This window comes from Paraburkholderia bannensis NBRC 103871, from assembly GCF_000685015.1.
GTDB classification, from domain to species: Bacteria; Pseudomonadota; Gammaproteobacteria; order Burkholderiales; family Burkholderiaceae; genus Paraburkholderia; species Paraburkholderia bannensis.
Genome location: NZ_BAYA01000004.1, coordinates 206,954 through 229,797, shown reverse-complemented (window position 1 = coordinate 229,797; position 22,844 = coordinate 206,954). Strand labels below are relative to the sequence as shown.

Annotated in this window: 22 protein-coding genes, 1 tRNA gene and 1 pseudogene; 17 read left to right on the top strand and 7 right to left on the bottom strand. The window is 63.6% G+C overall.

The window, feature by feature from the left end:
- Nucleotides 1-267 precede the first annotated feature (267 nt).
- Entirely contained in the window at nt 268-576 is a 309-nt protein-coding gene (locus tag BBA01S_RS07090; RefSeq protein WP_027815814.1) for an H-NS histone family protein, read from the top strand.
- Nucleotides 577-850: 274 nt separating this feature from the next.
- Nucleotides 851-2,017, top strand: a complete 1,167-nt coding sequence (locus BBA01S_RS40400; protein WP_042296293.1) for a cation diffusion facilitator family transporter — start codon at nt 851-853, stop codon at nt 2,015-2,017.
- A 97-nt stretch (nt 2,018-2,114) separates the two neighbouring features.
- Here BBA01S_RS40400 and BBA01S_RS07080 read toward each other — a convergent pair whose 3' ends face one another.
- The 3 genes from BBA01S_RS07080 to BBA01S_RS07070 form a co-directional block, all read right to left on the bottom strand.
- A complete protein-coding gene (locus BBA01S_RS07080) occupies nt 2,115-2,573 on the bottom strand; it encodes an Lrp/AsnC family transcriptional regulator (protein WP_027815813.1) in 459 nt (152 codons plus the stop codon).
- A gap of 102 nt (nt 2,574-2,675) precedes the next feature.
- Entirely contained in the window at nt 2,676-3,311 is a 636-nt protein-coding gene (locus BBA01S_RS07075) for a 3'-5' exonuclease family protein (RefSeq protein ID WP_027815812.1), read from the bottom strand.
- A gap of 56 nt (nt 3,312-3,367) precedes the next feature.
- The gene (locus tag BBA01S_RS07070) at nt 3,368-4,039 is read right to left on the bottom strand and encodes an MBL fold metallo-hydrolase (protein WP_027815811.1); all 672 of its coding nucleotides are present in this window, start codon (nt 4,037-4,039) and stop codon (nt 3,368-3,370) included.
- An 831-nt stretch (nt 4,040-4,870) separates the two neighbouring features.
- Between BBA01S_RS07070 and BBA01S_RS07065 the strand changes: the two genes are divergently transcribed.
- Nucleotides 4,871-5,476, top strand: a complete 606-nt coding sequence (locus tag BBA01S_RS07065) for a septal ring lytic transglycosylase RlpA family protein (protein WP_027815810.1) — start codon at nt 4,871-4,873, stop codon at nt 5,474-5,476.
- A gap of 192 nt (nt 5,477-5,668) precedes the next feature.
- Here the strand turns inward: BBA01S_RS07065 and rsmI are convergent, their stop codons facing one another.
- Nucleotides 5,669-6,565, bottom strand: a complete 897-nt coding sequence (rsmI, locus tag BBA01S_RS07060; protein WP_027815809.1) for a 16S rRNA (cytidine(1402)-2'-O)-methyltransferase — start codon at nt 6,563-6,565, stop codon at nt 5,669-5,671.
- Here rsmI and BBA01S_RS45760 point away from each other — a divergent pair.
- From BBA01S_RS45760 to BBA01S_RS40385, 6 genes and pseudogenes are all read left to right on the top strand, one after another.
- Nucleotides 6,564-7,109, top strand: coding sequence for a YraN family protein (locus tag BBA01S_RS45760; RefSeq protein WP_084161922.1), 546 nt, complete (start codon nt 6,564-6,566; stop codon nt 7,107-7,109). The two genes, rsmI and BBA01S_RS45760, sit on opposite strands and share 2 nt — an antisense overlap.
- A 170-nt stretch (nt 7,110-7,279) precedes the next feature.
- A complete protein-coding gene (locus BBA01S_RS07050; RefSeq protein ID WP_027815808.1) occupies nt 7,280-7,867 on the top strand; it encodes a phosphoheptose isomerase in 588 nt (195 codons plus the stop codon).
- A gap of 47 nt (nt 7,868-7,914) precedes the next feature.
- Nucleotides 7,915-8,709 carry a BON domain-containing protein gene (locus tag BBA01S_RS07045; protein WP_027815807.1) on the top strand — a complete coding sequence of 265 codons (795 nt, stop codon included), beginning with the start codon at nt 7,915-7,917 and terminating at the stop codon, nt 8,707-8,709.
- Nucleotides 8,709-9,044 carry a c-type cytochrome gene (locus BBA01S_RS40390; RefSeq protein WP_042296292.1) on the top strand — a complete coding sequence of 112 codons (336 nt, stop codon included), beginning with the start codon at nt 8,709-8,711 and terminating at the stop codon, nt 9,042-9,044. The genes BBA01S_RS07045 and BBA01S_RS40390 overlap by 1 nt, the downstream gene beginning before the upstream one ends.
- Before the next feature lie 70 nt (nt 9,045-9,114).
- A tRNA-Ala gene (locus BBA01S_RS07040) sits at nt 9,115-9,190 on the top strand.
- Nucleotides 9,191-9,380: 190 nt separating this feature from the next.
- Nucleotides 9,381-10,594: pseudogene (locus tag BBA01S_RS40385) on the top strand (tyrosine-type recombinase/integrase).
- A gap of 254 nt (nt 10,595-10,848) precedes the next feature.
- Here the strand turns inward: BBA01S_RS40385 and BBA01S_RS07030 are convergent.
- On the bottom strand, nt 10,849-11,307 hold the full coding sequence (locus BBA01S_RS07030) for a hypothetical protein (protein WP_027815806.1): 459 nt from the start codon (nt 11,305-11,307) through the stop codon (nt 10,849-10,851).
- A gap of 424 nt (nt 11,308-11,731) precedes the next feature.
- Between BBA01S_RS07030 and BBA01S_RS07025 the strand changes: the two genes are divergently transcribed.
- Nucleotides 11,732-12,025, top strand: a complete 294-nt coding sequence (locus BBA01S_RS07025; protein WP_027815805.1) for a hypothetical protein — start codon at nt 11,732-11,734, stop codon at nt 12,023-12,025.
- 442 nt (nt 12,026-12,467) lie between these two features.
- On the opposite strand, the gene BBA01S_RS07020 is transcribed toward BBA01S_RS07025, so the two are convergent.
- On the bottom strand, nt 12,468-12,782 hold the full coding sequence (locus tag BBA01S_RS07020) for a DUF4148 domain-containing protein (RefSeq protein WP_027815804.1): 315 nt from the start codon (nt 12,780-12,782) through the stop codon (nt 12,468-12,470).
- Between the two features lie 283 nt (nt 12,783-13,065).
- On the opposite strand from BBA01S_RS07020, the gene BBA01S_RS07015 reads away from it, so the two are divergent.
- From BBA01S_RS07015 to BBA01S_RS06985, 6 genes are all read left to right on the top strand, one after another.
- Nucleotides 13,066-13,314: a BufA1 family periplasmic bufferin-type metallophore gene (locus BBA01S_RS07015; RefSeq protein ID WP_027815803.1), complete on the top strand. Its 249-nt coding sequence runs from the start codon at nt 13,066-13,068 to the stop codon at nt 13,312-13,314.
- Between the two features lie 15 nt (nt 13,315-13,329).
- Entirely contained in the window at nt 13,330-14,175 is an 846-nt protein-coding gene (gene bufB, locus BBA01S_RS40380; protein WP_042296291.1) for an MNIO family bufferin maturase, read from the top strand.
- On the top strand, nt 14,172-14,954 hold the full coding sequence (locus tag BBA01S_RS07005; protein ID WP_027815802.1) for an HvfC/BufC N-terminal domain-containing protein: 783 nt from the start codon (nt 14,172-14,174) through the stop codon (nt 14,952-14,954). Before bufB ends, BBA01S_RS07005 begins: the two co-directional genes overlap by 4 nt.
- 275 nt (nt 14,955-15,229) lie before the next feature.
- Nucleotides 15,230-16,735, top strand: coding sequence for a sensor domain-containing diguanylate cyclase (locus BBA01S_RS40375; protein WP_042296290.1), 1,506 nt, complete (start codon nt 15,230-15,232; stop codon nt 16,733-16,735).
- Nucleotides 16,736-16,816: 81 nt separating this feature from the next.
- On the top strand, nt 16,817-17,473 hold the full coding sequence (locus BBA01S_RS06990; protein WP_042296289.1) for a DUF2239 family protein: 657 nt from the start codon (nt 16,817-16,819) through the stop codon (nt 17,471-17,473).
- A 509-nt stretch (nt 17,474-17,982) separates the two neighbouring features.
- Nucleotides 17,983-19,287, top strand: coding sequence for a solute carrier family 23 protein (locus tag BBA01S_RS06985; RefSeq protein WP_027815800.1), 1,305 nt, complete (start codon nt 17,983-17,985; stop codon nt 19,285-19,287).
- A gap of 118 nt (nt 19,288-19,405) precedes the next feature.
- Here BBA01S_RS06985 and BBA01S_RS06980 read toward each other — a convergent pair whose 3' ends face one another.
- Nucleotides 19,406-21,073, bottom strand: coding sequence for a Na+/H+ antiporter (locus BBA01S_RS06980; protein WP_027815799.1), 1,668 nt, complete (start codon nt 21,071-21,073; stop codon nt 19,406-19,408).
- A gap of 452 nt (nt 21,074-21,525) precedes the next feature.
- On the opposite strand from BBA01S_RS06980, the gene BBA01S_RS06975 reads away from it, so the two are divergent.
- Nucleotides 21,526-22,803 carry a sensor domain-containing phosphodiesterase gene (locus BBA01S_RS06975; protein WP_027815798.1) on the top strand — a complete coding sequence of 426 codons (1,278 nt, stop codon included), beginning with the start codon at nt 21,526-21,528 and terminating at the stop codon, nt 22,801-22,803.
- Nucleotides 22,804-22,844: the final 41 nt, after the last annotated feature.

Sequence of the window (22,844 nt, the reverse complement as noted above, 5' to 3'; positions counted from 1 at the left end):
TAAAAAGGCCCATTTAGTAAAAATACCGATTTGCACGAAATGAAAGATTCTTACCATTCCCGTGGCCCAGCAAACGTTGAACTAAGTGGTGCCAATCATCGGCAAACGTTTCGTAAAATATTTTGATTATTTTTATTGCCGCGCGCTTTTCGCGGCATTCGATTCTGTGTTAATCTCGCCTCCAATTTCCGAGGCAATTCAACTGTCAATCGGCATACTGGCATCAGATCGGTAGCCATTATCAACATCACCAGGGCACCAATACTCATGTCGTCATACAAGGAACTCCTCGCTCAGCGAGAAAAGCTGGAAAAGCAGATTGAAGAGGCGAAGGAGCGCGAGTACGCCGAGGTCCTCGACGAAATCAAGCAGAAAATGGCCGATTACGGCATTACCATCGCAGAACTCGGCGGCAGCCGCGCTGCTGGCAAGGCGGCAAAAGCTGCCAGCCGCTCGCGCGCAAGCGTTGCGCCGAAGTATCGCGATCCGGATAGCGGCAGCACGTGGTCGGGCCGTGGCAAGCCGCCGCGCTGGATCGCTGGCCAGGATCGCGATAAATACCTGATCCAGAAGTAATAGACCGTAATAGATGGACTTCACGGTTCATCGGTAAAAAAGCCGCGCTGTCACTGGGACGCGCGGCTTTTTGTTATTTGGCTTACCGAAGCTTTCTCTTTCTTACCAGCGCGGGTCGAACGACACAGCGTTGACTCCGGCGGCCGGTGTTGAACGCGAATAAGAAGGCTTCTCGTAGTCGCCTGATTTAAAAGAGGATTTCAGGGTTATCTCCTATTGGGGACGGCATCGCGATTACAATTGCGCCAATACCCTCGTTCGCTTCTGGATCAGCATGTCCTCTTCCGCCGCCGCGTTATCAGATAAACAGCAGGTCGCACGCAAGACGACGTTTGTTAGCGTTGGCTTGAATTCGATTCTGGTCGTGCTGCAAATCGCGGTCGGCGCGTTGGCGCATTCGCAGGCCTTGATTGCCGACGGCGTGCATTCGCTTTCCGATCTTGTCTCCGATTTCGTTGTATTGATCGCCAATCGGCATAGCGGCGCGAAGCCGGACGCCGATCACAATTACGGCCATAGCCGTTATGAAACGGTTGCTTCATTATTTCTCGGCGCATTGCTGATTGCCGTCGGCGTGGGCATGCTCGCGCGCGCCGGCACGCGTCTCGCGAACCTTGGCGATATTCCGCCCGTCCATGCGAGCGCTCTCGCCGTGGCCGTGCTGGTGCTGGTCTCCAAAGAGGCGCTGTTCCGCTACATGCTGCGCGAGGCGCAGCGCGTGCGTTCGGCGATGCTGATTGCGAACGCGTGGCACGCGCGCTCGGATGCAGCGTCGTCGCTCGTGGTGGCCATCGGCATTATCGGCAGCCTTGCCGGCGTGCGCCTGCTCGATCCGATTGCCGCTGCCATCGTCGGCTTCATGGTCGCACGCATGGGCTGGGTGTTCGGCTGGGACGCGCTACAGGATCTGTCGGATCGCGCGCTCGACGAATCGGCCGCCGCCGATCTGCGCGCGCTGCTGCTGGAGACGCCTGGCGTGCTCGACGTGCACGAGCTGCGTACGCGCAAGACCGGCGACCTCGCGCTCGTGGACGCGCATATTCTGGTCGATCCGTTTATCTCGGTATCCGAAGGGCACTTCATCGCCGAGGTGGCGCGAACGCGCTTGCTCAAGGATACGCGCGTGCTCGACGCGCTCATTCACGTCGATCCCGAGGACGATATGCATGTGCGCTCGGTGTCGAACCTGCCGCCGCGCGAACAGGTCGCCGCCACGTTGCGCGAGGCGCTTGCGGCCTATGACGTGCATATCGAGGCGGTGACGCTGCACTACCTGAGCACGGGGCTGGAAATCCAGTTTGCGCTGGCGGCGCGCGACGATGCGCGGCGTCTTGCCGACGTCGATCTGGAGGCGCTGCGCCGCAAGCTGGGCGCGAGCCGCCTGGAGGCGATGCAGATGACGGCGGACGCGCGGTTGACCACGTCGCCACGTATTGACTGAAGCGTGCATCGACTGAGCAATTGATCCGATCGAAATGAAAACGCCGCGCGGCCAACAAAGGCTAGCGCGGCGTTTTCACGTCGGCGTGCGATGCCGATTAAAGCGGCAACTGCGTATCGAACTTGATCTCGCGCAGCACGACGCTCGTGCGCACCTGCGCGACGGCGGGAATGCGGAAGATGCGTTCGTGCAGGAACGCGTCGTAGGCTTTGATGTCCGGCGCGACGATCTTCAGGATGTAATCCGATTCGCCGGTGGTGCTGTAGCACTCGGTCACTTCGGGGCAGGTGGCGATCTCGCGCTCGAACGCTTCGACGCCGCCTTCCGTGTGGCGCGTGAGATGGATATGCGCGAGCGCGCAGACATGCAGGCCGAGTTTTTCGCGATCGAGCAGCGCCGTGTAGCGCTGGATCACGCCGGATTGCTCCATGTCCTTGATGCGGCGCCAGCAGGGCGTGCTGGAGAGTCCGACCTGATCGGAGATTTCCTGCACCGAGCGGCGCGCGTCCAGCTGCAGCAGGCGCAGGATCTTCTGAGAGAACGTATCGAGTGTCAAATGCGCCTCCAAGTGCGTCGCCGTATTCCCGAATGTTAGAGGTCGGGAAAACGAAACGCAATGCAAACCGCAGATGACGAGGGAGATTACCTAATATCGCGCTCAGCTAGCGGCGTTTTGCCCTGAGGCGTCCCCTTCATCGGTCGCCGCGACGGCCTTCAGGGCGGCCTGCTGCGTGCGCAGGTCGGCGAGCATGTTGCAGAACAGCGCGCCTTGCTCGATGGCGTCGTCGAGCGCCACGTGCGTGTGGGGATGATCGTCGAACCAGTGCTTCGGGAAGCGCGGCTTGATGTTCTTGCGATAGGGCAGGCCCGTGATCGCGAAGGCGAGCGTCTTGATGTCGAGCGCCGACCACGAGAACGGGCAGCGCCCCGCGAAGCGCATCATGTACCAGAACATGAAGGTGAAATCGAAGCCCGCGGGCATTGCCACGAACACCGGCTTGCCGGGCAGCGCCTCGACCCAGTCGACGTAGGCGACAAGCGCCGCCGCCGGATCCTGCAAGTCCTTGCGGCAGGCCGCCCACGCCTCGGGCTGCGTTTCCCACCACGCGGCCTGTACCGGATGCGGCGCCGCGCCGTCGAGCGTCGCGAGATTCGCCGAGAACGTGGCGATCAGGCGCTTGTCGGCGGTATAGGCCGCCGAGGCGAAACTGAGCATCGAGTGCGGGCCGGGAATGGGCCCGTCGGCCTCGACGTCGGTGCTCACGTAGATTTCTTCGATGGCGGCTTGATTCATTGCTTCCTGTCGTTGGCCCGCGCGCTTCCGGATGCGCGGATTGTTGTGCTGAGCCTTTAGCCCCACTGCGCCTGGCTTGGCTGGTCGCCGACCACGCTGTCCGCGACGTAAGGGTTGGAGCGGCGCTCCTCGCCGAATGTCGACACGGGGCCGTGGCCCGGCACGAACGTGACATCGTCGCCCAGCGGCCAGAGCTTTTCGCGGATCGAGCGCACGAGATCGGCATGATTGCCGCGCGGGAAGTCCGTACGGCCGATCGAGCCGGCGAACAGCACGTCGCCGACCAGCGCCAGTCGATGCTCGCGGCTAAAGAAGACCACGTGGCCCGGCGTGTGGCCGGGGCAGTGATAGACCTCCATCTCCTCGTTACCGAAGCGCACGGTGTCGCCGTTCACGAGCCAGCGATCCGGCTCGAACGCCTGCGCGTGACCGAAGCCGAAGCGCACGCTCTGCTGCGGCAATTGCTCGATCCAGAAGCGCTCGTCTTCCTGCGGGCCCTCGATGGGCACGCCGAACTTGTCGGCCAGCGCTTTCGCGCCCGCGCAGTGATCGAGATGGCCATGCGTGAGCAGCACTTTTTCGAGCTGCACGCCTTGCTTCGCGATCTCCGCTTCGATGCGATCGAGATCGCCGCCCGGATCGACGACGGCGGCGCGCTGCGTCGCTTCGCAGACGAGCAGCGAACTGTTTTGCTGGAACGGCGTAACGGGAATCAGCGTGACTTTCATGCGCGCGGTCGGGTTCGGATCGTGGAGTGAGGAGAAGGTTTGTTGTCGTGCGGGCGGCCCTCGCGAGCATGCCGCGAGCCGACCCAAGGACTCGATTGTACCGGGCTGCGCAAGCGGCCGTCGGAGCTTGCCCGAGGGGTGCCCGCGCCCTGATCGACGCTTGTCCGCATCTTGTCCAGGTTCGGTGGGGGCTATCGGCGCAGCCCTTGTCTGACAAGGGATGCGGGCGACTCGCTGAACGGCTTTGTTGCATCAATAGTTAGAAATCATGGAGATTTCTGGGTTGCGAGCATGACAAGAATAACTTTTAGGTATAATGCGACCCAACAAGCACGTTTTCGCGTGCATTCACTGGGCGATGTGACCTGCAGTAAATAATGGGTCGCGATGCATCGCCGTCAAGCAGTGCAGTCGTACGGGCCAGCTAAACAGGCTGCCTTACAAGACGGCAAATCAGGTGCCGATCCGTTCGGCACCGCACGTCTTGCCCAGCCAGGCGCCACGCGCCTGCCACGACCTTGCTGTCGTGACGCTGGGTGGGGCCTACGCCGCCGTTCCTGTGCGCCGTGTGTTATCCGGCGTGCCTGAATGTGTACATCGCGTTCGATGGCGGCATGTGGGGTCTGGTCAGGCTGCCGGGGACAGGTTGCTCCAGACGTGAAAGAAAACCAGCGGTTAGCGGCATATGGGGCCGCATCCGGGTATCGGCACTCGTACGCCTTTTGTTCACACAAAAGAGCGCGCGTGGCGTCCTTTTGCCTGCGACCGCCGGGGTCATCCAGCGATGCACCACCAGGGTGCAGGACGGCCTCGAAACGTGATGGCTAACTTATGAACTTTGGACTATCTCGACGACGACTCGGGAGTCTCGCAGCCGTGTCCGTGCTGGCAGGTTGTGCCATGCCGCCCGGCCCGCAGGACCAGGCGCAAGGCAACGCGCTGAGCACGAAGGACGCGCACACCGCGTTCGCGTCGCCGCAGAGCTACGGCTCGGCGCTGGCCGCGCTGCCCGCTTCGGGCACCGCAAAGGACAACTCGCTCGCCGATGCACAGGCGATCGACGACAACGCTGTAGACGTCGGCTCGTTCCACCAGACCGGCCGCGCCTCGTGGTACGGCCGCGCCTTCCACGGTCGCAAGACCGCCAGTGGCGAGCGCTTCAACATGGAAGCGCTGACCGCCGCGCACCGCACGCTGCCGCTGGGCTCGTACGTGCGCGTGAGCATCCCGGCGACCTCGAAGTGGGTTGTCGTGAAGATCAACGATCGTGGCCCGTATGCGCGCGGCCGTGTGATCGACCTCTCGTTCGCAGCGGCGAAGATGCTGGGCCTGCAACACGCGGGTACCGCGAAGGTGAACATCGAAGGACTCTCGCGCCAGGAAGCGAAGGCCGCTCAGGCCGAAATGCTGGCGGCGAATTCGACCAACGCCCAGTGATGGTCTGAGCTTGACGGCCTGGGTGTGTGCCGATCCGTGTTGGCGCGTTGCGCGCACCGGACGAACCGCCCGAGCCGAAAGCTCGCCGGACTGGACGTAGCGAGTTATCGAGTTATCGACGTATCGACGTCTCGAAGTACAAAGGGCCGCCCCATCCGGGCGGCCCTTTGCATTTGGCGCTTCCTGCGGGAATTAGTCTTCTGCTTCGTCGCCGTCTTCTTCCTTCAGCTCGAGCGCACGCGCATAGAGCGTATTGCGCGACGCGCCCGTGAGCGCGGCCGCGATCTTCGCCGCACCCTTCACCGGCACTTCCTGCAACAACACGCGCAACAGCGCATCGTGATCGGCCTCGCCGGACTCGGGCGCGCTCGCGCCTTCCACAACCAGCACGAACTCGCCGCGCTGGCGGTTCGCGTCCCCCGCGAGCCACGTTGGCCCTTCGGCCAGGGTGCCGCGCCAGAGCGCCTCATGTAACTTGGTCAACTCGCGGGCGATCAACAGCCGCCGCGCAGGGCCGAACGCATCGGCGAGTGCCTGCACGGTTTCGACGATGCGATGCGGCGCTTCGTAAAACACCATCGCATGAGCATGCGAGGCGAGCGGCTGCAACGCGGACGCTCGCTGCTTCGCCTTGGGCGGCAGGAAACCGAGGAACGTGAACGTCGATACCCAGTCGCCCGCTGCGGAAAGCGCGGTTGCAAGCGCGCTCGCGCCTGGCAGTGGCACGACCTGGAAACCGGCGTCGCGCACTGCATCGACGAGCTTTGCGCCCGGATCGGAAATGCCTGGTGTGCCCGCATCGGACACGCAGGCGACGCGCTCGCCTGCACGCAGATGCTCGATTACGCGTTGCGCGGCCTGGCGCTCGTTGTGCTCGTGCACGGCGATGAGCGGCTTGGAAATGCCATAGCGCGTGAGCAACTGGCCGGTGTTGCGCGTGTCCTCTGCGGCGATGCGATCGACGAGGCCGAGCACATGCAGCGCGCGCACGGTGATGTCGGCCATGTTGCCGATGGGCGTCGCCACGACGTACAGCGTGGCGACCGGATAGTGCTGGGCCTGTGCGAGTTCGAAAGGAGACGACGTCATGACACGGAACGCGCGAACGCAAGAAAAGAGGCCGTCATTGTGCCATGTGGGGCGGAGCGCGGCGGCGCCTGCGCGCGAGGGCGGCGTGGGTGGCACGAGTGAAGTGGGTAAGCTGGGTAGAGACAGGGGCGACAACTTTTCCGCGCGCGCCCGGTCAAACGCCGAACGCGGCCCGGCCGACCGCCGCGCAACAGGCGCCCGTTTCGAAGCGCATGCGCAGGCCTGGCTGCAACGACAGCGACTGGTGTTCGTCGCGCGCAACGTGCATTGCCGTGGCGGCGAACTCGACCTCGTGATGCGCGAGCGCGACGGCACGCTGGTCTTCGTGGAGGTGCGCGCACGCACGCGGGCCGCATACGGCGGCGCGGCGGCGAGCGTGGGCTGGCACAAACGCCAACGGCTCTTGCGCGCCGCGCGGGAGTATCTGCTCACGTATGCGGACGAACATGGCGCGTTGCCGCCGGCGTGCCGCTTCGACGTGGTGACGTTCGAGGGCGGCCGCCTCGCCTGGCTGCGCGATGCGTTTCGCGAGGATGAGCGTTAAACGTGCGGGGCTCCGTGCGAAGAGACGGAAGAAGCGTGCAGAAAAGCGCGTGATCGAAAAGAACGCCGGAAGAGAACCCCTGCGAGTGCGCTAAACTTGCGGCACGCCGCAACCAAGGGGATTTTCACGAGGGAAACTCGCGAAACCCCGCAGTACAGATTAGAGAGTCGATGTCCGTCGAACGCATTCAACAGCATTTTCGCGATAGCGCAGCGACCCAGCTCGCCGCGATGGAAACCCTGGCGGTACCGATTGCCGCCGCGGTCGATACGATGTTCGCCGCACTGGCAAACGGCAACAAGATTTTGACCTGCGGCAATGGTGGCTCGGCCGCCGACGCCCAGCATTTCGCCGCCGAACTGATCGGCCGATTCGAGCGCGACCGCCCGGGCCTGCCCGCGCTTGCGCTGACGACCGATGCATCGGTGCTCACGGCCGTGTCAAACGACTACGCCTACGACCAGGTGTTCGCGCGCCAGGTGCGCGCGCTCGGCCAGCCCGGCGACGTGCTGCTGGCCATCACGACCTCGGGCAACTCCGCGAACGTGCTGGCCGCGATCGCCGAAGCGCACGAACGCGAAATGATCGTGATTGCGCTGACGGGCAAGGGCGGCGGCTTGGTCAACGAGACGCTTGCGGATACCGACATCCACCTGAGCGTGCCGTCCGAGCGAACGGCGCGCGTCCAGGAAGTGCACCTGCTGACGATCCATTGCTTGTGCGACGGCATCGACGCGATGTTGATGGGCGAAGACTGACATCGGATTCATCGGACTGACACCGAAGAACCAAGGAGAGGGAGTTGATGAGCAGAAACAGCATGACGCGCGCGCTGGCACGAACCACGCTGACGATCGGCTTCGCGGCCTCGCTGTGCGCGAGCCTTCAGGGTTGCTTCCTCGCGCTTGCGGGCGCGGCGGGCGGCACGGCACTGGTGGCGACCGACCGTCGCACGGTGGGTTCGCAGACCGAAGATCGCGAGATCCAGGTGAAGGCGCTCTCGAATGTGACGAGCGGGTTGACCGATGCCGCGCACGTGAATGTGGCGGTGTTTAATCAGCGGGTGCTGCTGACGGGTGAGGTGCCTGACGAAGCTTCGAAGCAGAAGGCCGAAAGCATCGTGCGTGGGATTCCGAATGTTGGCTCGATCGTGAATGAGCTGGCGGTGCAGCCGGCTAGTTCGTTCTCGTCGCGTGCCAATGACTCGTATCTGGAAGGGCGCGTTAAGAGCGAGCTCGTGCTGTACAAGGAGATTTCGGCTAACAACTTTAAGGTTGTGGCCGAGCGCGGGAATATTTATCTGATGGGCTTGGTGACGCCGCGTGAGGGGAATGTTGCGGCTAATGCTACGAGTACCGTTTCGGGTGTGGCGCAGGTTGTGAAGTGCTATCAGTACATTGCTCCGGATCAGGCGCTGGCTTCGTCTTCGGGTAATGCACCGGCTTCGAATGCGCCGACGCAGAGTAATGCGGCTGATGCGCCTTCTGTTGGGGCGATTCCGGATTCGGGTGTGAGCTCGCGTCCGATCGATCAGCAGGCTCCGGCGCCGGTGATGGAGTCGTCGCCTGCGCATGCTGGGTCAACTGGAGCGTCGATGTGATGGTGCGGCGTTTGGTTGTTGGGCTCGTGTTGGCGAGTGCGGCGGCTTCGGCTCCCGCGTTCGCTGCGGATGGGGCTGCGGTTGCTCGGGCTAATGCTTGTATGGGCTGTCATGCGGTTGATCGGAGGCTGGTTGGGCCTTCGTTTAAGGATATCGCTGCTAAATACAAGGGTGATGCCGGGGCGCAGGCTAAGCTTGAGAAGAAGGTGAGGGATGGCGGGTCTGGGGTTTGGGGTGCTATTCCTATGCCTTCGCATCCGGGGATGAGCGCCGGTGATATCCGCGATGTTGTGACGTGGGTTTTGGCTGGGGCGCCGGCTTCTTCGGCTAAGTAAATCGGGTTGCTGCGGCGCAAGGGCGAGGTTGGTACAACGAAAAATAGGTGTGCTACACTCGTTTGGCAGTGGGGCGGTAGCTCAGCTGGGAGAGCGTCGCGTTCGCAATGCGAAGGTCGTGAGTTCGATCCTCATCCGCTCCACCATTAAGTATTCCACGAAGTTCCACAGTATTCCGCAAACCCCGCGTCCCGTAAGGCTCGCGGGGTTTTTGTTTCCACTCTGGGATCATGGCTTCCGTTGACAGCCGGGGGCCTTTCGGCGCAGGTTTGGGGGCATGTGGCTCATTTTTGAGCTCGCTGGAAATTTAGGCCCCCACCCTACGGGAGGTGTCCCATGCCTCTAACCGATCTGGAAGTTCGCCGGGCTGCCGCACAGGAGAAGACGTATCGGGTCTCCGACGGCCGCGGAATGTATCTTGAGATTTCTCCGTCCGGCGGCAAGTACTGGCGCCTCAAATACCGGTTCAATGACCGTGAGCGGAAACTGGCGCTCGGCGTCTATCCAGATGTCACACTCGCCCACGCCCGGAGGAAGCGCGACGAAGCCCGTGCGATGCTGGCCGATGGCATCGATCCTGGCCAGGCCAAGAAGGATAGGAAACGCCTGGCGCGACTCAACGCGGCCACCACCTTCGAAGCCGTCGCGCTCGAGTGGTTCGAGCAACAGGCACCCGGCTGGGCAGCGAGCCACTCCGAGAAGATCATGGGGCGGCTCAAGAAGGACCTGTTTCCGTGGCTTGGTTCGCGTCCCATTGCCGACATCAGCCCCCTGAAGTGCTCGAAGTGCTGCGCCGTGCCGAGAAGCGCGGTGCCCACGACACCGCACACCGGCTCCAACAAAACTGCGGGCAGATTTTTCGCTACGCCGTGGTGACCGGGCGCGCGATGCGCGACGTGAGCGCCGATTTACGCGGAGCGCTGCGGCCCAACCGGCATACCCACTTCGCCTCGATTACGGATCCCGAGAAGGTCGGAGAGATGCTGCGGGCCTTTGACGGCTTTTCCGGCACATTGGTTGTGCGCGCGGCGCTACAACTTGCGCCGTTGCTGTTCGTGCGACCCGGCGAGTTGAGGCAGGCTGAGTGGGCGCAGATCGATCTGGAGCGACACGAGTGGCGCTATACCGTTTCCAAGACGAAGACTGAGCATCTGGTACCGCTGGCTACCCAGTCGGTGCGTATCCTGAAGGAATTGCAGGCGCTGACGGGCAAATGGCGTTGCGTTTTTCCAGGCCGTGACCGCAGAAAGCCCATGAGCGGCGCGGCGATCAACGCCGCGTTGCAGCGGCTGGGCTTCGATACGAAAACCGAGATCACCGGCCACGGATTCCGTGCGATGGCTCGAACGATCCTTCATGAGCGGCTTCGGTTTCCGGCCGAAGTCATCGAGCACCAACTTGCTCACCGGGTTCCTGACTCGCTCGGCAGCGCCTACAACCGGACTCGGTTTCTTGACGATCGGGTCGCGATGATGCAGGCATGGGCTGACTACCTGGATCGACTAAAAGCAGGGGCGGAGGTCGGGCCGATCCGGCCGCGAGGTTTTTGAGGCGGAGATCCTAACGTGCCGAGTTTCTGGTCAGCGCTTAGTTCAGAGCTTCCTAGGCAGACAGAGTCGCGCAAAGCCGTTGAAGGTAGATGCTGTGCGAGGGCCGCCCAAGGTAAATGTCTGCGCAGGAATATAGATGGTTTGTCGCTATCCATCTACTACAGGTTTGCCGCAACGTTGTCGCATCGTCGGGTTGCGTTTGGGTGCGGTCTGATAGCGTCCATCGCGCTGATCCGTTTGTATCGGTGTCTGGTTCAAAGGTCTTCGATATCGGGTCTGATTTGGAAGCTGAACGTATCCTGGACGACCATCGAGCCGGGTTTGTTGTTATCGCGCTCCGTCTTAGCCTGAGGTGCAAGACTGGTTTGCTGACCAGCTGTGCGCTTTGCCGATTGGTTGGGGGAAGTATTCGTGCGACCGCGAGCTCCGGATGTGCCATCCAGTCGACGACCGGTTCCCTTTTGCTTCTTCGTTTCCTGCAGTGCGTATCGAAGTGCACTGGCCGTCACATCGATACCCGCCTGCTTCGCTTGAACTATCAGTTGCTCGACCGAATAACCTTTGGCGCGAGCCGCATTGATGTGGACGCGCACGTTCGGCATCGCGTCCCGCACGGTGATGCGCCGTTCCGACGGTGGCTTTTTCGGTAGCGCATCAAGTAGGCGGACGAACTCATCCCATTGGGCTTTCGTGTACATCTTCGGTGCGGGCATGGTTACCCTCCGTTTCCATCGAACGATCTCTGTCTCTAACCGATCCTGCATGCCGTTGGCTAGCACGTCAACGCCATACTCGTGCGCGTTGTGGACGTTCGCGGTGCGCCTTGGGCGGCAATGGGACACATGGGAACGACGTATCTTTTTCTGTCAGTGACGGAGGAGCAACGTTTGAGCATTCAGGGAGTATTAATCAGGAAAATCCGGGTTTGCGTCGATATTGCAATATGCTCGATCCAGCGGCATAGCGCTATTTGTGAAGCGCGTGAGTATTTTGCAGACGAAATCGCGAGATACGTGTGCAGACAGCTTCCACAGAAGTCGCTGGCGCGTCTCATCCCCCATCCTCATCGCCTAAACTTCCTTCATTCGCCCGGCCGATTCCCCCGCAGCCGAGGCGCCCAGAAGAAGGAGGCTCACCATGCCCGCTCCTCAAAATGGTCCACAAAAGTTCGACCACGAAGGCTTCGAAATCCACGTCAACGCAGCGCCGATAGAAGAGAACGCCGCGCGCTACACCTACACGGCCTACATCTGCCACCCAGGCGCGAACCCAGCGCTCCCAGGTCACACCGTGCACTTTCACGCCGACGGCGAAGAAACCTTTCGCACCGAGCAGGAAGCGCTCGAAGAAGCCGCGCACATCGGCAGAAGCATCATCGACGGCACGCATCCCGACTTGTCGGTGTTATCGCTGGTCACACACGGCTTCTAACTCGCAACTAACTGCCAGCCAGGGCCGCGCCCATCCAAAGCGCACACACATCACCACGCAAGGCCGTCGTGACGTCACACGCCCCGAACCCACCAAAACCAAACAGAAAAAGAAGAAAGCAGACGAGTCCGCGCACCGACGCCAACGAAGCGCGAACTGATGGAACAAAGCGTGCAGCGCCCACAAGGAATAGAGGAAAAAGGCCCGGGCAACGAGTGCCCGGGCAAGCCGCCGGATATCCGACGGCGGAGGTTTCCTTGGGCGTGCTTCGCACGACGCGATCAAAGCGACCAAAGCGATCGCAGCGGGCACAAAGCAACAAAAACTAACGCATCTGCACAAACACTGACGGGCCCGCTCTCCAGTTCCTGCGAGAGCGGGCCCGACTGGCGTAGGTCAGGCAGCGCGCGTCAAGGCGCGGCGCTGGATCTGACCGGGCAACTTACTGGCCGAAATAAACCGGCTTGATGTTTTCCGTCGAGCGGCTGCCAGCTTGCGTCGAACCGTTCGTCGATGCACCGTAGGCCGTGGCTTCAGCCGTCGCGTTCTGTTGTGCGACGCGCGCTTGCGCGGCTTGCAGGTCTTCCGGGTAGTACGGGCTCGACAGGCCCGGGCGATAGCCGGCCTTTTCGAGTTGCACGAGTTCGGCACGCACCTGGGCGCGGGTCAGCGGCTGTTGGTTGTTCGCTTGTGCGAACGAAAGGGCCGGAGCGGCAAGAACAGTAGCAGCAAGCGCTGCGGCAATCAGGGTCTTCATGATCTACAACCTCCAAAAATTATCATTCGAACCGTAACAATGTGCTTGCTCGATCCGTTGATGCGACTTTATTGCGGTGCACATCAAAGATAAATACCGTGATACGGCAAACATCATTGCGAAAAACGAGATAATTCCGATGTCGATTCGGTGCCGGAACGCAAAGCTGGAAATACCGCCCCTCCGATAATTCGGCGTCATCGGTGCTGAGGCAAAATAGGGTGCACAAGGCCGGGCGCGAAAAGCGCGCCGCGCGCCAACCGCAACTTCCAGGAGATTTCCCATGAAAAACGCGCTCGGCCGTCAGGCCGTGATCGCCGCCGCGCTGGCGGGTCTTGCGACGGCAGGCGTCGCGCACGCCGACGATCAGGTGAACTGCTACGGCGTCGCCCAGGCTGGCAAGAACGATTGTTCGAGCAAGACTGGCGTGCATGACTGCGCGGGCCAGGCCAAGGTCGATCACGACAAGGGCGACTTCAAGACCATGCCGAAGGGCACCTGCGAGAAACTCGGCGGCACGCCAGAAAAGTAACGCGCGAGCGTAGCAATGACGACGCAGACGTCCGCGGGCTCATCGCAGCAGCATGCGCGTGGCGCAGGCATAGGCTTGCGCCACGCGCACTATGACGACTTCATGCAGGCTGCGCCGCCCGTCGGCTGGGTCGAAGTGCATAGCGAAAACTACTTCGGCGACGGTGGCTACGACCTGCACGTTCTCGACACGGTGCGTCGCGACCTGCCGGTGAGCCTGCACGGCGTGGGCCTTGGCCTCGGCTCGGCCGCGCCGCTGGACGAGGCGCATCTCGCACGGCTCGCGCGCCTTGTGGAGCGCATCGAACCCGCGCTCGTTTCCGAGCATCTTTGCTGGGGCGCGACGCCGCATGCCGCGCTGCACGACCTGTTGCCGATGCCGCTCACGCAGGCGTCGCTCGCTCATCTGGGCGCACGCGTGGCGCAGATGCAGGACACGTTGCGCCGCCGCGTGCTGATCGAAAACGTCTCGACCTACGTGCGGTTTCGCGACGACGATTTCAGCGAAGCCGCATTTCTCGCGGAGCTGGCGCGGCGCACCGGCTGCGGCGTGTTGCTCGACGTGAACAATCTCTACGTGAACCAATGCAATCACGGCGAAGACGCGCTCGCCGCGATGAACGCGTTGCCGCGCGATATCGTCGGCGAACTGCATCTTGCGGGCCATCGCGTCACGCCGGCGGCGGTGATCGACGATCACGGTTCGCGCGTCGCGCCCGAGGTCTGGTCGCTCTACGATGCGGCGTTGCATCGCTTCGGCGCGGTGCCGACGTTGATCGAATGGGATACGGAAGTGCCGACGCTCGACGTGCTGCTCGACGAAGCGCGGCAGGCACATGAACGCATGAGCGCGCACGCATGAACCCATCGCTAGAGGCATTGCAGTCGGCGTTCGCCGAGGCAATCGAAGATCCTGCTGCCGATGCCGCGCTCCTCCAGCATCTCCAAACAGCCGACGATAAGCTCACGCACGAGCGCCTCGGGCTCTATCGCGGCAATGTGCGCGCGGCCCGGCGCAACGCATTGGCGAGCGCCTATCCCGTGCTCGCGCAACTCACCGGCGACGCTTACTTCGACGCGCTCTCACTCGCCTATGCGCGTGCTTATCCGTCGCGCGAAGCCGACCTGAACCGCTTCGGCGCATCGCTTCCCGAGTTCATCGAGCGTTACGAAGCCGACGCACGCTATGCGTATTTCGGCGATATCGCGCGGCTCGAATGGGCTTTGCATGCGGCTGCGTTCGCCGCCAATGCCGCGCCGCTTTCGCCTGCGCAGTGGCAGGCAATTGGCGTCGAAAAACTCATGGCGGCGCGGCTAAACGTGCATCCGGCATGCGCCGCGCTGGAATCGCGTCACACCGCGTTCGATATCTGGCGCGCGCATCGCCAGAACGAAGTCGTCGAGCGCATCAACATCGACACCAAAGTACCCAACTGGACGCTCATCGTGCGTCCGCAATGGCGAGCCGCCGCGCTATCGCAAACGCTGGCCGCCCACACGGCCTTTACCGCGCTGCAATGCGGAAAGACGCTGGACGAAGCACTCGAACGCGCTTTCGCCATCGACGAAAATTTCGATTTCGCCACGCAATGGCGCACATGGATAGAAACAAACGCGATCACCGGTTTGCGCGACACCTGACTAATGGTTAGCGAACATAAAAATCATAAACAGCGCGATGAAAAACAGGATTCCGAACAAATCAATCGCGCAATGAAACACCCGCTTTAATCAGGCGATTTAAACGTCAGTCCCGATGTGTTCCGCGCCACATAATCGCTGCGCGCGGCGCGTTTTCAGGATGTACACTCGATTGCAAACCGGCACGCCGCGCGTGCCGCGTATCGACGCGTGCGGCCGATTCATTATGCCGCCGGCTGGCTGTTCTTCGCCCGCGCGCACGCGAGTCCAATGCCATGATCACCCGCCGACCGAACGCCGTGATCGTCCTCAGCATCGTGCTGGCTGCCGCCCTCACGGCGGTCGCCGGCTGGGTCATGGCGCAGATGCGAGAGGACGCGCTCGCGAGCGCCCGCGCCGCCGCCTACAACATGGCGCTGCTGTTCGAGCGCGATACGCAGCGCAATTTCGATGTGTATTCGCTCGCGCTGCAAGGCGTGATCGACGCCATCGACGATCCGCGTCTGGCCGAACTGCCCGACGACCTGCGCCAGAGCGTACTGTTCGACCGCTCGGCGACGGCGAAAAATCTGGGTGCAATCCTCGTCGCTAACGCCAGCGGCGACGTCATCTTCGATTCGCGCGCGTCGCCGCCGCGCGAACTCAATGTGGCCGATCGCGATTACTTCATTGCGCAGCGCGACTCGCCGCATACGGGCCTCTACGTCAGCCATCCAATGATGGCGCGCGATGGCCCCGACGACGCCACTATCGGCCTGAGCCGCCGCCTCGAAAAACCCGACGGTTCGTTCGCAGGTGTGGTGGTGGGCACGATGCGGCTCGATTATTTCCGCCGCCTGATGAGCGGCATCGAGATCGGCGCGCACGGTGCCGTCACGCTCACGCTCGCCGACGGCACCTTGCTGATGCGCCGTCCCTACGCGCCTGAAATGATCGGCAGGAATCTCGCCGATTCCGCGCTGTTTCAGCGTTTCGGGCAGGAGCAGGAGGGGGGCTTTTTCGGCGTGGGGCCGGTGGACGGCGTGCGGCGCTGGTTTGCGTTTCGCCGCGTGGACGGTTATCCGCTGATCTTCAGCGTGGCCGTGGCGGCGGGCGATATCTACACCGAATGGCGCGCGCGAGCGTGGATCATCGGCTCGCTCACGGCGCTGCTCGACGCTACGCTGATTGCGTTTGCCGCGCTGCTGTCGCGGCAGTTGCGCCGCCGCGAACTGCTTGAAGACGAGCTGCGCGCGCTCGCGGGCACCGACGCGCTCACGGCGCTCGCCAACCGCCGCGCCTTCGAGGCCCGCGCCGATCACGAATGGCTGCGCGCGCGCCGCTCCGGTCAGCCGCTCGCGGTGATGATGCTCGACGTCGATCGCTTCAAGCCCTACAACGACCGCTATGGGCACGCGGCGGGCGATGCCGCGCTGGCGGCGGTCGCGCGCGCGATCGGCAGCCATGCGCGGCGGCCCGGCGATTGCGCGGCGCGCTATGGCGGCGAGGAATTCGTGCTGCTGCTGCCCGAGACCAACGCGGCCCAGGCGCTCGCCCACGCGGAGAAACTGCGCTCAGCCATCGAGACGCTCGACATCCCACACGCGGACAGTCCCAACAACGTGCTCACGGCCAGCGTCGGCGTGGCGAGCACGTCGGCGAGCGATTTCGACAGCTGGCGTGCGCTGGTCGAAGCCGCCGACGCAGCGCTCTACACGGCCAAGCGGGCAGGGCGCAACCGCGTGGCGGTCTGGCAGCCGAGCTTCGCACGCGAACACCATAACGCTGGCCCCGAGCTTTGACATATTTTTACCCGGATAATATTGCATCGATAAATTTACCCGGGTAATATTCGCTGCATCATTCGATCCGGGGGATTCACGATGACAGCGACAGCAACTCACACGCCGCGCGGCGCGGGCGTGACGGCATTCGCAGGGACGCGGCTGATTGCGCGCGGCACGCCGCTCGACGTGGCGCTCGCGGTAAAGGCGGCGCTGGACAAGGGCGAAGCGGCGTCGGTGCTGGTCTTCGACGACCGCGACGCGACCCAGGTGGAATTCGATCTGCGCGGCCGTCCCGCCGATGTTGCCGCACGCCTGTCAGCCGACGCCGCGTGGCAGGCGCAAGCGGCAAGCGAAACCTCGCAGGACGCAGCGAACGAAGAAGCGGACGAAGAAGCGGGCGACGACGCGCCGCGTGGCCGCGGCCGCCCGAAGCTTGGCGTCGTTGCGCGCGAGGTCACGCTGTTGCCGCGTCACTGGGACTGGCTGGCGGCGCAGCCGGGCGGCGCGTCGGTGGTGCTGCGCAAGCTGGTGGAAACGGCGCGCCACGCGAGCGAGGCGAAGGATCGTGTGCGCACATCGCGCGAAGCGGTGCATCGTTTCATGACGGCGCTGGCGGGCAATTTGCCCGGTTACGAAGAAGCATTGCGCGCACTTTATGCTGGCGAGCGTGCGCGTTTCGAAGCGTGGAGCGTGGACTGGCCCGAGGGCGTGCGCGACTACGTGCGCGAACTGGCGCACGATGCGTTTGCCTGATTGTTCGAAAGCCCGGATAAAACCGGCGCACAAAAAAAAGCCGCTCAGGCCGGGCGGCATGAGCGGGAAGTCGGAGAGTTTACAACTTACAACCTCTGCATGAACAGTCATGGGGTCACGCAGTAGAGCCAGTCTACGGATGGCGCTCCTGCGTCGATATCAGACTTGTCCGAATCTGCGTCAAGATGCTTTCAAAGCCGCAGCCTCGACCATATCCGACCGAGCTGTTTCCTCCCGCCCACACGCAACGCGACTTGCCTTGCCACGCGGATTGCGGCTCCGTACACTCGCGCGTGATTTCTCTGACGGGTATTGCCGAGGCTCGCCGCCACTTCAGCGCGCGAGCCGCGCTCCGTTCCAATAAATAGCACCTGACCACACCGGCGGCCCCGCCCGCGCCGCCTTCTGGAGCACCGAAGGCGACGCTGGCCACAAGCCATAAGCGGACGCACGCCGGTCGCAGGTCAGAACGCCACAAGCAACAGAAAAGCCCACAACAAGGAGCCCTAATGTCCGATTCCTGGTTTCCCCGCTGGCGCGCGCAAACCGGCGCCGCGAAAAGCGTCGTCGCGCCCGACGAGCGCCTCGCCTGGCCGCAGATGTTTGCGATGGGCGTGCAGCACGTCGTCGCGATGTTCGGCTCGACGGTGCTCGCGCCGCTGCTCATGGGCTTCGATCCGAACCTCTGCATCTTCATGTCGGGGATCGGCACGCTGCTGTTCTTCGTCGTCGTGGGCGGGCGCGTGCCCAGCTACCTCGGCTCCAGCTTCGCGTTCATCGGTCTCGTGATCGCCGTCACGGGCTACGGCGGCCACGGCCCGAACACCAATATCCCTGTCGCCCTTGGCGGCATCATCGCGTGCGGCGTGGTCTATGCGCTGATCGGCGTGCTGGTGTCGGCTGTCGGCACCAAGTGGATCGAGACGCTCATGCCGCCCGTCGTGACAGGCGCGATTGTCTGCGTGATCGGCCTGAATCTCGCGCCCATCGCCGTGAAGGGCGTGAGCGCGACGCAGTTCGATTCGTGGATGGCGCTCGTGACCGTGCTGTGCGTGGGCGGCGTGGCCGTGTTCACGCGTGGCATGCTGCAGCGCCTGCTGATTCTGGTCGGCCTGATCATCGCCTACGTGATCTACGCGATCGTGACCAACGGCATGGGTCTGGGCAAGCCGATCGACTTCTCGATCGTCGCCAACGCCGCCTGGTTCGGCATGCCGAAGTTCAGCGCGCCGGTGTTCGATCCGCACGCGATGACGCTGCTGGTGCCAATCGCCGTGATTCTGGTCGCCGAAAACCTCGGCCACATCAAGGCTGTCTCCGCGATGACGGGCCATAACCTCGACCGTTACGTGGGCCGCGCTTTCATCGGCGACGGTCTGGCGACGATCGTGTCGGGCTTCGCGGGCGGCACGGGCGTGACCACCTACGCGGAAAACATCGGCGTGATGGCCGTCACGAAGATCTACTCGACGCTGGTGTTCGCTATTGCCGCGGTGATCGCGCTGGTGCTGGGTTTCTCGCCGAAGTTCGGCGCGGTGATCCAGACGATTCCGGGCCCGGTGCTCGGCGGCGTGTCGATCGTCGTGTTCGGCCTGATTGCCGTGACGGGCGCGCGCATCTGGGTCGTCAACAAGGTCGACTTCTCGGACAACCGCAACCTGATCGTCGCCGCCGTCACGCTCGTGCTGGGCGCGGGCGACTTCTCGCTCAAGGTCGGCAACTTCGGGCTGGGCGGCATCGGCACCGCTACGTTCGGCGCGATCATCCTGTACGCGCTGCTGCGCAGGAAGCCGGCGCAGGAAGCCGCGGTTTAAGCCTTAAAACAAGCTGTCGAATGCAAAACGCGACGCCTTCTTTCGAAGGACGTCGCGTTTTTTTCGTCTGTGCAAAGCGTGCGGACGGCGTGGCTCGGCCCCGCCTTCAGCCCCGCTTTTAGCCCCGATTACGCCCGCGATTCATCATCGCCGTCTCGATCAGGTCGACCTCGCGCATCAGCTTGCCGAGCGTCTCGTCATTGATCGTATTCTGGTTGCGCATCTCAAGCAGCGCCGCGCGTTCGGCACGCATGGCGGCCAGCCGCATCTGCACCTCCAGCATTTCCGCCTGGCGCGCGTTCTTGCTGCGGTCGTGATCGGCGTCGAGCGTCGCAAGGCGCCGGCGATAGGTGTCCATCACGCGCGCGGTGGTGTCGGCGGCATGGGCGAACTCCGATTCGTCCATGTCTTTCGTGGCCGTTTCCATATGCGCGTCCACCGCGCGGATCGCGGCTTGCGCGGCCTGGATGCGGGCGAGGCGTTCCTCGGCTTGATGCTTCGATTCGCCGCCGCGCCGCACGCCGCGCAGCAACAGCGGCAAGCCGACGATCGCCACCAGCAGCGACGCGAGGATCACGCCCGTGGCGATGAAGATGGCGCTGTCGCGGCCCGGCAGCGGCAAGCCGTTGTCGAGCGCGACTGGCAGCGACAGCACGCCCGCGAGCGTCACCGCGCCGCGCACCCCGGCGACCGTCGTGATCGCCACAGTGCGCAGGCCCGGCACCGCGTTCGACACGCCATGGCGCGCCGCGCCGCGGCTCGCGACCCAGCGCAGCAGCCAGACCCAGCCGAAGCGCATCGCGTAGAGCGCGACCAGCACGGCAGCCACATACATGATGAGGCGCAGCATCTGCAGGTTGCTGGTGTGATGCGCCTCCAGCAGCGCCTTGCCGAGAATGCCGGGAAACTGCAGGCCGAGCAGCGTGAACACCATGCCGTTGAAGACGAACTCGATCATCGACCACGTGCTGGCCGCGCGCACGCGTGCCGACACCGGCCCGATGTGCGCGGTGCTCGTGTAATTCATCATCATCCCGGCGGAGACGGCGGCGAGCACGCCCGACACTTCCATGTGCTCCGCGAACAGATACGCCGCGAACGGAATCAGCAAGGTCATCACGACGCCCGGCGCGGGATCGCCTTCGGACGTGAAGTTCAGGAAGCGCTCCGACACGAAGCTGAACACCCAGCCGATGAACGCCCCCACCGCGAGGCCGCCCGCCGCGATCAGGAAGAAGCTCAGCGTGGCTTCGCGCAGCGAGAAGTAGCCGGTGAGCGCCGCCGCTACCGCGAACTTGAGTGCGACCAGGCCCGAGGCGTCGTTCATCAGCGCTTCGCCTTCGAGGATGTGCATGAGCTGCGCGGGAATGCGGTCTTTGCCCGCGATGGCCGAGAGCGCGACCGCGTCGGTGGGCGAGAGCACGGCCGCGAGTGCGAAGGCCACCGGCAGCGAAATCTGCGGTACCAGCCAGTGCACAAAATAGCCCACGGCCACCACCGTCAGCAGCACGAGCCCGAGCGCGAGCATCAGGATCGAGCGGCGCTGCATGAAGAATTCCCGCTTCGGAATGCGCCAGCCATCGGCGAACAGCAGCGGCGGAATGAACAGCGCCATGAAGATATCGGGATCGAACGTGACGTGCGGATTCAGGCGCGGAAACGTCAGCAACGCGCCAATGCCGATCTGGAGGAGCGGCAGCGGCAATTTGATGGGGAGAAGCCGCACGATGACGCCCGAAAGCGCGACGGCAAGGAGCAGAATGAGAACGGTGAAGAGTGTTTCCATCGATCAAGCAAAGGGTGCGGCAAAGATGGGGCGCTGAACCCGCGATAAGCGGCTTCAGGGTGTCCCTTTATGCGGAGCGTTGCGAACGGAGGAGCGTTTGACCCGGAACCTCGCCCGGAGCGTGGGGCGGCCCGGGGTTAGCCCACGAGGCAGGCGGCTAGCTTACAACTAGTTTAGCCCGATGACGGCGTAGGCCGCCGCGAAGCGCGCAGTCAGGCCAAAGTCAAATCGCGGTCAGGCACAGGCCGGGCGCGCGCCGTATGCACGGTTTTGGTGCGTTCCGATGCGGTGCATGCCCGCTGGCCGCGCACAGGCGCTGGCGGCGGTGCAGGGTTCAATGCGCACCGGGTTCGGATGCCAGCGTGCACGGACCTTGCTTTATCGCCTCGCGTGGCGCAACGCATCAGCTGCGGCAACAGGCCGCGGCGATCAACTTGCGCGAAGAGGAAGGCATGATCACAGAGCAACAGGAAAAGACGGCGCTCGCGCCGCACGGATTCGATCTGAGCGTCACCTCGGGGCTGCAACGCTATAGCGCGCAACATGGCGAGCTCACGCTCACGAGCGTGTTCCAGCCGGTCTTCAGCCTCTCGCATATGCGCGCGATCGGCTACGAAGGGCTTTTGCGCGCACACGACGCGCTCGACCGGCCCGTTTCGCCGATCGACGTGTTCGGCGAGGCCGCGCGCGTGGGCGAGGTGTTGCAGGTCGACCGGCTCGCGCAAGGGCTGCATCTGGAAAACTTCTCGCTGCTCGGCGCCGAGCGCGAGTGGCTCTTTCTCAACGTGCATCCCGGCACGCTGATCGAGCCGTATCACGCGGCGGCGCTGCTCGCGAACCTGAACCGGCTGGGCTTGCCGCCGCGGCGCATCGTCCTCGAAGTGCTGGAAGCCGACGCCACCGATCTCGACGCGCTGGCGCATGCCGTCGATGCGTTCCGCGCGCGCGGCTTCCTGATCGCGCTCGACGACTTCGGTGCGGGGCATGTCGATATCGGCCGCGTCTGGCAACTGAATCCCGACATCGTCAAGCTCGACCGCATCATGCTGATGCACGCCGCGCATCGCGCCGACATGGCCGCGACGCTGCCCGCGCTCGTCTCGCTGCTGCACGAGGCGGGCAAGCTCGTGCTGATCGAGGGCGTGGAGACCGAGCAGGAGGCGCAGCTTGCGCTCTCGTGCAACGCGGACTTCGTGCAGGGCTTTTACTTCGCGCGGCCCGCGCCAGGACTGGCCGATTCCCCGCAGGTGCAGACCATCATCGCGGAGGCGACCGATCGCTTCCGTCAGCAAACCGAAGCGCGCGAACGTGGCACGGCCAGCCGACTGGCGCCTTATCTGCGCGCGTTCGAGCGCGCCGCGGAGCGCCTGGGCGCGGGCGAGCCGCTCGAAGAAGTGTGCTGGAATTTCCTCGCGCTCGATCATGCGGCGCGCTGCTTCCTGCTCGATGCGAACGGGCGGCAGGCGGGGCGCAACGTCGTGCTGCGCGTGGATCGCGCGGAACAGGACGCGCGCTTTCTGCCGCTCGACGATGCGCAGGGCGCGAACTGGCTGCGCCGGCCGTATTTTCGCGCGGCGCTGACTGCGCCTGGGCGCGTGCATGTGACCTCGCCGTATCTGTCGATCAACGAGGCGCTGCCCTGCGTGACGCTGTCGATGGCCGTGCAGGTGGGCGACCGCCTGTGCGTGCTGTGCGGCGACGTGGACTGGCTGGCGGAATTGCTGGCGTGAACGCGTTGTCGTTGCGCCAATGAAAAAACGGAGTGAGCGCA